General features: G+C 58.1%; 6 protein-coding genes and 1 pseudogene. 3 read left to right on the top strand and 4 right to left on the bottom strand.

Annotated features, from left to right (window positions below):
* Window positions 1–1,036 (bottom strand): annotated as a pseudogene (locus EOA33_RS15890) (IS1380 family transposase); the annotation flags it as partial.
* A 285-nt stretch (window positions 1,037–1,321) separates the two neighbouring features.
* Window positions 1,322–1,486, bottom strand: a complete 165-nt coding sequence (locus tag EOA33_RS39060; protein WP_190234283.1) for a hypothetical protein — start codon at window positions 1,484–1,486, stop codon at window positions 1,322–1,324.
* A gap of 68 nt (window positions 1,487–1,554) precedes the next feature.
* On the opposite strand from EOA33_RS39060, the gene EOA33_RS15885 reads away from it, so the two are divergent.
* A complete protein-coding gene (locus EOA33_RS15885; RefSeq protein WP_245482344.1) occupies window positions 1,555–2,436 on the top strand; it encodes an IclR family transcriptional regulator in 882 nt (293 codons plus the stop codon).
* Between the two features lie 119 nt (window positions 2,437–2,555).
* A complete protein-coding gene (locus EOA33_RS15880) occupies window positions 2,556–3,317 on the top strand; it encodes a sugar phosphate isomerase/epimerase family protein (RefSeq protein WP_190234282.1) in 762 nt (253 codons plus the stop codon).
* 310 nt (window positions 3,318–3,627) lie between these two features.
* Here the strand turns inward: EOA33_RS15880 and EOA33_RS15875 are convergent, their stop codons facing one another.
* Window positions 3,628–4,437, bottom strand: coding sequence for a shikimate dehydrogenase (locus EOA33_RS15875; protein ID WP_127406028.1), 810 nt, complete (start codon window positions 4,435–4,437; stop codon window positions 3,628–3,630).
* On the bottom strand, window positions 4,431–6,404 hold the full coding sequence (locus EOA33_RS15870) for a VCBS repeat-containing protein (protein ID WP_127406027.1): 1,974 nt from the start codon (window positions 6,402–6,404) through the stop codon (window positions 4,431–4,433). The genes EOA33_RS15875 and EOA33_RS15870 overlap by 7 nt, the downstream gene beginning before the upstream one ends.
* Window positions 6,405–6,485: 81 nt before the next feature.
* Here EOA33_RS15870 and EOA33_RS15865 point away from each other — a divergent pair, with 81 nt between their 5' ends.
* Entirely contained in the window at window positions 6,486–7,418 is a 933-nt protein-coding gene (locus EOA33_RS15865; RefSeq protein WP_127406026.1) for a dihydrodipicolinate synthase family protein, read from the top strand.
* Window positions 7,419–8,324: the final 906 nt, after the last annotated feature.

Here is an 8,324-nt window from a genome sequence, read left to right as displayed (position 1 = left end):
CCCCCGTGCCGCCCAACGCTTTGGCTTGAGCGAGGTCACGACGAAGCGCGGATTGGCGCCCTGCGTCGTCCACTCGGCCTTGGCGACGATCCGCCGTCGGCGTGACCAGCTGTCTTTCGTCGACCACATGAAGTCGCGGACCACGCGCGCGGCCTGGTCGCTTTTCCTGGATGCCAGGCGAACTTCCTGCAAGGCTGGAGCGATCTTCTTCTCCAGCCGCTCGTTGCGGGCAAGGCCAAAGACATGGTCGACGCCGTTGGCCTCGCACCAGGCCATCAGCTCTTCCCGGGCAAAGCCGGAATCGGCGCGCAGGACAATGCGCACTCTGCGCCACTGCCTGCGGATCTGCCGCACGATCCGCTCGACCTCCTCGACCGCTCCCTTGCTGGCGTCGATGTTGGAACGCCTGAGCTTTGCCGAAAGCAGGTGCCGGCCGCAGAAGATGGTAGAGCGGCAGGTAGCAGTAGCAGTTGTAGTAGCCGTGGAAGAACCGGCCTTCCTGGTGACCGTGCAGCGGGTCATCGGTGGCGTCGAGATCGAGCACGATCTCGCCCGGCGACGTGTCGTGGGCTTCCAGGAACAGGTCGACGAACAGAGCTTCGATCGCCTGCGTCTCGTGGCCGATCTTGTGGTAGCGCGTCGGCTCCCCGACCCGGCTGAGCTCCAGTCGGTTGAGCGTCGACTTGCCGGCAAGCACCGCGCAATCCTCCCGCTTCGGCGTCAGGCTTTCCGACACAAGGGCCAGAACGGGGTCGTGGCGGAGCGTGTCGTGGTCGTCGACGTCCTCATATCCCAGCGCGATCGCCGCGATGCGCTGTCCCACCAGCGTCTGTACGCTGTGCACCGTGCAGTCCGGATCGCGTCGGTCGATGAAGCAGGCAGCCACCCGGCGGAACAGCCCGACGATTTTGTCAACGTGGCGCACAAGCAAGGCGCCGGCATCTGAGGTGATCGCTCCGCCGTCGAAACCGGCGACCACTTTGTGACCGTCGAAGCCTTCAAATTCGAGCTGGTCGGAGATACAGTGTGTGTGCATCGGACCCCGTTCATGAATCTGGTAACTCTTTGTCACAAAAGCAGTTTCTCAGATTCTTGGGGCCGATGCACCCCTTACCTTGAGATATTCAGGCTAAGCCTTCTGGCGCATGGCCGGGGCAGACAGGCATGCCGTCGACGAGGGCACTGAGGGTGTTCTCGGTGCTGACGCCGGTGATCGTGCCAGGGTTCCGGCTCGGCCCCGTCCGACCGTTCCTCGATCGTGATGAAGGCGGCATCGGCGGGATTTTCGTCAGCGAGCCACTGTTTCCAGCCATTCGGGCCTTTAGACGTAGACGCTGCCATTGGTGTCCTCGACGATGACGGAATCGCTTTCCTCATCGTGGAAGCAGGCTCTGGCGTTGGCCGAGAGCGCCGACAGGGTCACGGTCGACGCCGTTGCAATGATGCTGTCCCATGTGATGACGGTGACGGATTGCTGGCGGTGCATGTCGGCCGCCCGGGCCCTTGGGGCTAATCACCTACTCATCCACAAATATGGTGGAACCGTATTCCATTTTGGAATTCAACCTTATAAACTGCTTCAAAAAGGGGAGTTGGTTTCACTTGACCATCGCGGCTGTATCAAGATGCCTCACGCTTTTGGAGCTCCTTGCCGGAGAACGAGAGTCCCTTGAACTGTCGGAGCTAGCCGACCGACTGGACATGCCAGCAAGCGCCGTCCACAGGCTTGTCACCACGCTTCTAAACCACGGTTGGGTGGTCCAGGATTCGGCAACGCAAAAATACGCGTTGTCGCTAAGAATGAGCACTTTGGCATTTCGAAATCTCGATGCGCGAAATGTGCCAGACGTTGTCCAGTCGGTCTTGAATCGCCTGGCTGCGGAAACCCGGGAATATTGTCGTCTTGCAATCCTGGAAGGGCGTGATTTGGTTTGGGTGGCGCGGGCCCAGGGCGCAGTCACTGGGCTGCGGTATGACCCAGATATGGGGCACGAAATCGTTCTTCATGCCACTGCCAATGGAAAGGCCTGGCTTGCTACCTTGCCCGAGGAAGAGGCCTTGGAAATTGTCTACTCCCGCGGGTTTGGGACAACCCGCAAGCTAGGTCCTAATTCTGCTCGCACAGTCGATGAGCTGAGAGTGCGCCTCGAGGAAACCCGAAAGCGGGGTTTTGCCACTTCGGTGGAGGAAGCCGAAGCAGGAGCAGCGGCTCTGGCTGTCCCCTTCCATGCAAGCTCCGATCCAGATACACCGGTTGCGGGTACGATCTCCATTGCAGGGCCACTTATCCGCATCACTCCGGATCGCTGGCCTGAGCTGGCGGATGCTCTTAAGCGAGCCGCGTCCGACCTCGCTCATATCTGGCCGCTTCGAACGCGGCAAAGGATGATGACCCCGCTTACGGTCGCAGTTGGATCGGGAATGGCCGCCAAATGAATGCGAGCTGCGCTGACAGCATCGCATTGGGATCTCAGCTGCCCCATAACCCCAGTACTTGAGGGTTAACAATGACTCCGATTGTATTTAATCACGCGACCTTCCGTGAGCGAGCGGATATGCTTGAGTTTCTGCGCCTGAGTGCAGAACGTAGGATAGAGACGGTATCCATCTGGGGGGACGAAATCACCAAGGTGGGAGACGCTGATGCGCTTGCTGCATTGCGCGACTATGGCCTGAAAGTCTCCGGATATAATCGTATCGGTCCATTCGTGCCGGAATGCCTGTCTCGAGCCGAAGCGGAGCTGGAACGAGCCGCGCGTTTCGGGGCCGACCATGTTTTCCTCTTCACCGGCGGATTTCTCGAAGGCGAACGTGATCTGGCTGCGGCACGACAGCGAGCGGAGGTCCATATTGGCAGTCTTCTCAATATGGCCAGGCAAGTCGGGGTGAAACTCGCCCTGGAGCCTTTGCATCCAATGCTCGCAGGTGATCGCGCCCTAATCACGAGCTTGACCCACGCCAACGATCTTTGCGATGTATTGGGTCACGGCATCGGCGTCGTCGTTGATGTCTACCATCTCTGGTGGGACGAGCGACTTGAGGTCGAGGTCATGCGCGCGGGACGTGCTGGACGACTTCTTGGCTTCCATGTCAATGACTGGTTGATTCCAACGCGGCACCTGCTGGCCGATCGTGGCATGATGGGAGATGGTGTCATTGATCTACCGGCAATCGAACGGATGATGCGACGTGCCGGCTTCCGTGGACCGGTTGAGGTGGAGATCTTCTCTACAGACTGGTGGGCGCGCGACCCGGCTGAGGTTATGGACATAGCCTTGGCTCGTTGCCAACGGCTATTCAGCGAAGAGCCCGCATGAGAAATTTATTCCTGAGTGAGTGCATCCTGTGTGGTCCTGGTAAAAACGTGTCGCGATTACTTGCTGGACACTTTCAGCTGGCTTCCTCTCCTGCCCGACTTTTTGGCAGGTTCCCTCGTCTACTGTGGGCGGGAAGCGCGGTTCAACACTTAGCAAATTGCACGTGGTGAAGGACGTCTCCGGAGCTCCCTTCGAGGGCCAAGTCGCAGCCAATTGGCTCATGGATGTTAATCTTGACCCGTATAAGAGTCTGCGGAAGATGAACATCCGCCGCGCACCTGCCGATGCACGACGGTTGTCTAATGTACCGCTAACCCCAGATTTCGCAGATGTGCCTCGCGATCAATCCAACCTGTCCTTTGATCATGTGAATGCCGGAGTGAATCTCGACGCCCCGGCCTGCCGCTTCCGACAAGAGCCGAGTTGTTTCGGGCTGCGCTATCACTTCTGCCATCGTCATGCCCGGTCGCAACAGGCCAGGATCAAGCGGCAATGCATCGTCGTCGTTAAGTCCGAGTGAGGTTGCGTTGATGACGAGTTGTCCTGTCGTAGGCTCTGGCTTACCTGCCTTGGCAACAAGCTTCCCAAAATCAGCATTTACCGTCTCTGCCAATGCCTGAGCCTTTTGGAGGGTTCGATTGGAAATCGTGATCGTTTCCGCTCCAGCTTCCACCAGCGCGAATGCAATGGCCATCGCGGCTCCGCCCGCCCCCAGAACCAGCGCATCGCGGTGTTCGATCACGATGCCTTCGGCGCGAAGACCGGCTACAAAGCCCTTTCCGTCGAACTGATAGCCACGAAAGCTGCCGTCGCGCTCGCGCCGCACAACATTGATGGCTCCGACGCGCTTTGCCAGAGGATCGATGCTGTCGCATAATTCGAGGGCGCTCTGTTTGTGCGGCACGGTGACGCCGAACCCAACAAGGTTAGGCATGCCCTTCAAGCCTGCCCAGACGGCCTCAAGCTCTTCTACCGGGACCTGGAGAGGAACGCAGACGATATCGAGACCACGTGAGGCGAAGATCGTATTGATCGTGCCGGGCGTCTTTGCCTGCGCGATCGGATCTCCGATGATTCCCATCAAGCGCGTGGTGCCTCTGATCTGGATGCCTTCTACCATGAGAGTTCCTCGCGCTTCAGCCAAACAATGCTGCCATCCTCGACGCCGACGATCAGATCCAGAGCTCCACGGCCGGCCCAGTCGACCGCTTCAGGGGACGCCACATGCATCGCCATCGCGATTGTTTCGTCACGGAAGCGGAAGGGTGTCGGCAAGGCAAACCGTGGTTCTGCCGGTGTTCCGACATTGCGCGAATAGAACAGCCCCGCCTGCTTCGTGGTGTTGCGGGGTGCGCCCGCAGTCGGATCCGGTGGGACGCAGGCACGGGCGTGGGTGCCAAAGATGAGGTCGATGCGTCCGCTGTCCTCCCAATCGCAAAAGCAGAGCTTCACGCGGCCGCGACCGCCGCCAACGTCGACGGTGAACCGCATCGGATCGCCGTTCTCCCATCGGAGGTAGCGCTTTTCCACGAGTTCGGTGTCCGAGGCCTTTGTCCAGTCGCTTAGGACGCCTTCCTCATCCAAAGCCAAATAGTGAAGTTGACCTTGCTGAAGCCAATCGACAACTGCCGGCCGCACCCGCCAGACGGTCTTCAGTGGCTTGCTCTTATAAGTGAGGAACTCTTCGTCGGCGAAGCGTGGCGGCAAGACCTTTTCACCGGTATTGCGGAACAACCGATGATGGCCGGTCACATCGCTAACGAGAATATCCATTTGGCCGGAACCGGTCCAATCCGCAATTGTCGGGCAGGAGTAACCGAACATCTTTTCCGATGGTCCCTGAATAGAGCCCGTTAGTCCCGCCGAGAGCCGGATGGGCTTTCCATCAGCTGTTAGCATCACCTCCTTATCAAGGTAGATGGTCCCGTTCTCTTCCCGGCTCTGATAGAACAGAAGTTCGCCGGTGCTGTTGCCAACAACCAGATCGAAATGGCCGTCGCCGCTAAAATCATACGCTGCGGGGCTCGGCAGCACGCCGGCGTGAATCAGTGGCTTGGTTGTTTCGATCCGGCCACGTTTCTCAAACCGCGGAAGGCCGTCGTCTCCATGGCCACAATTCTTGAGATAGGTGATGTAGCCATCTTCGGCGCCGACAAGAATGTCTTCGCGGCCATCGCCATCCCAGTCCACCACGCAAGGCAGATGGATACATTGATCGAGCTCGAGGACTGTATCCTCAGGAGTGCGAAGGAGGCTGGTCGGCTCGAATTGTCCGTCCTCACGCTGGCGAGCGATATGCAGAATGTTCCAAAACTCACCGGCGATCAGGCTTTGGCGCGATCCGCCAAACCGGCCAAAGGCCGGCGCAAGCTGGCCATAGACTTCTAGCGGAGTTTCGCCGGCGATGAGCGCACTGCCACGCTCCAACACCGGACTTGCCAAAGCGCCCCTGTTTTTGAAGGCGTACAGAAAGCCACGCAGGGGCCCGCCGAGCCAACGCCCGGCATCGTCGTAACCCCGATATCCCTCGTCATTCCATTCGAGGCCGTTAGGCCAGTAATCGTCCCAGGAATCGCTACCGACAACCAGTTCAGGAACACCATCCCCGTCAATGTCGTGGAAGCGGGCCATGTGCAAGTATTCGTTACCCTTGACCCAATCGGCATCGAGATCAAGTCGTACCGGCTCGCCGAACTCAGGCGCTCCCTTCTTGCCAATATTCGGGAAAACGTAAATCTGCTTGCGCATCCGCGAAGCAGACACGAGATGGAAAATGTCACCATCTTTTACGGCAGTCACGTATCCGCGCACGCCCTCGATAAGCTCTTCCTGGCCCAAGATTGGCGTGCCATCGGAATTCGTCCCGATCTGTCGCCGGAGAAAGGCGCGTCCATCGTAACAAGCGTCCCAAGCGGAGAGGAGAAGGTCCCGCGTTCCTGTACCGCTCCAGTCGACGACCTCCACGCAGGTGATGATGCGTCCGGCAACTGCCGCTGACGTCACCGCCGGAGAATATTTTAAAGTCTCGGAGCCATAGTCGGGGCCGCCCCACACGATCGCATTGTCCTCCCACCTCTTTACATTCACGCTTTTTCTCCCTTGTGAAACTCATAAATGGAATGCTATTCTAAAATGAAATCATGTTTCGAATCTAGGAGAAAGACTCATATGCACAAAATTGCACACGGGATCGTCCCGGTGATGCTGACGCCGTTTACCGCCGATGACGAAATTGATTGGAACGGACTAGAGCGGCTGGTCGAATGGTACATTGAAAGCGGAGCTGACGCCCTTTTCGCCGTGTGTCAGTCAAGCGAAATGCAAAAATTGTCGCTGGTGGAGCGGACAGCGCTGTCGAAGAGGGTGGTCTCGCTGGCGGGCGGGCGCCTCCCGGTTATCGCTTCTGGGCACATCAGCGAACATCCCGATGATCAGCGCGCTGAGTTGATCGCGATGGCGGATACCGGCATCGATGCCCTGGTGCTTGTCACCAATCGACTGGACACTGACAACAACGGGACGGAGGCCTTCAGGAGAGGTCTCGATGCCGTCCTCGGTTGGCTGCCAAAGAATCTTCCTCTGGGTCTATACGAGTGCCCTGCGCCCTATCGCAGGCTGCTTACCGATGATGAGTTCAAGCTATGCCGGGATACCGGTCGTTTCGTCACACTTAAAGACGTCTCGTGTGACCTCGAGACGGTAGAGCGCCGGGTAAAACTGTCGGATGAATCAGGTTTCGCCATCGTAAATGCTAACGCAGCAATAGCAGCGGCCGCGATGCGAAAAGGTTCCAAGGGATTTGCCGGCGTTTTCACCAATATCCATCCCGATCTGTATGCGTGGCTTTATTGCCATGCGGCTGAGGAAAGCGATTTACGGCACGATTTGGAAATATTCCTGGCACTTGCCGCGACGGCTGAATCGATGGGCTATCCGGGCTTTGCAAAGGTTTATCATACCCGCCTGGGAACCTTCTCCAGCGCTCACTCACGCGTTACCGATTACGACATAGCAGAGCGCCACTGGGCGGTAATCAGTCTGCTGGACCATATCCATGCAGGAACAGAGCGCTTCAGACAAAGGATAATGGAATCCGCGTAGCAAGCCTGGCCGCAAGGGCGCCAACCAGGCTATCGTGGCCTGGCGTGACGGCGCTACGGTCGTCATGGTGGAGGCATCGCATGTTCTCGTAGAGGCAGCCAGTCGAGCATCCCCTTTGCGGAGGAAACTGATCGAACCTAATGTTCGTCTCCTGAGCGACAACCATTATCTATCGCGTGTAGTCTACACTCGCGCTCCGCCATCGTGAAAAGCGGATGAGTGTTGTATCTCATCTTTCGGCAGTGTAGGCCCTTCTTTTGGCGGTAGGCCCGACCAATACTCCGATGGCGCTCGCAGCAGCGCAAAGCGATTTGCCGCGAACGCTGCGTTTACTGCCTGCAGAACTGCTTGGTTACCTCACCGCAGTGCTCCCGTTCGCATGGCTCGGCCACCAAATATTTGAGCGATTACCTGCGGCTGAGATCGCCCTCAGTGGAGCTCAAGTCTCGGGAAGCCATTCCGCTACGCGCCAGCTTCGGCAGACCTCAGAAGCTTTGACCCGAATAAGCCGGCTGCAAATGGGATCGGCCTCGCAACGGTCGATTTGACAAGCAAGACGCCTATGTATAAAGCGAACACTGGTCCTCTTATGAAGGTGACTCGCAGTAAATCAAGGGACAGCACCATGAGCAGTGTCTTTCGCCGCATCCCGAAGCGGCATTGCCCGTCGCTGTAAAGGAGACGGCATGTACATCCTCGACAAAGATGGCATGCGCTACATGCAGGCCTTGACCGATCTGCGCGCAACCGCGGCGTAGCGATCAGCTTTGCGTGGCGAATCCAGATTCTCGCCGCCTAAACCACGTAGCCTCGAGCTCGTTTTGGTTTTGGTCGTTGGCAAGAGTGACTGCCGACGACGGTTGCCCAGTCATCGTTCGGTTAGTAAGTGTTGCTCCGGGCACGCAG

Origin of the sequence: Mesorhizobium sp. M4A.F.Ca.ET.050.02.1.1 (assembly GCF_003997725.1) — a bacterium.
In the GTDB taxonomy this organism is placed as follows: Bacteria; Pseudomonadota; Alphaproteobacteria; order Rhizobiales; family Rhizobiaceae; genus Mesorhizobium.
Note: the sequence above shows the minus strand (reverse complement) of the source record. Positions and strands in the feature narration are given on the sequence as shown.

Excerpts from the sequence above, each read along its gene's own strand:
- EOA33_RS39060 (WP_190234283.1), bottom strand. The coding sequence starts at position 1,486 with ATGCACCGCCAGCAATCCGTCACCGTCATCACATGGGACAGCATCATT.
- EOA33_RS15880 (WP_190234282.1), top strand. The coding sequence starts at position 2,556 with ATGCTTGAGTTTCTGCGCCTGAGTGCAGAACGTAGGATAGAGACGGTA.
- EOA33_RS15875 (WP_127406028.1), bottom strand. The coding sequence starts at position 4,437 with ATGGTAGAAGGCATCCAGATCAGAGGCACCACGCGCTTGATGGGAATC.
- EOA33_RS15865 (WP_127406026.1), top strand. The coding sequence starts at position 6,486 with ATGCACAAAATTGCACACGGGATCGTCCCGGTGATGCTGACGCCGTTT.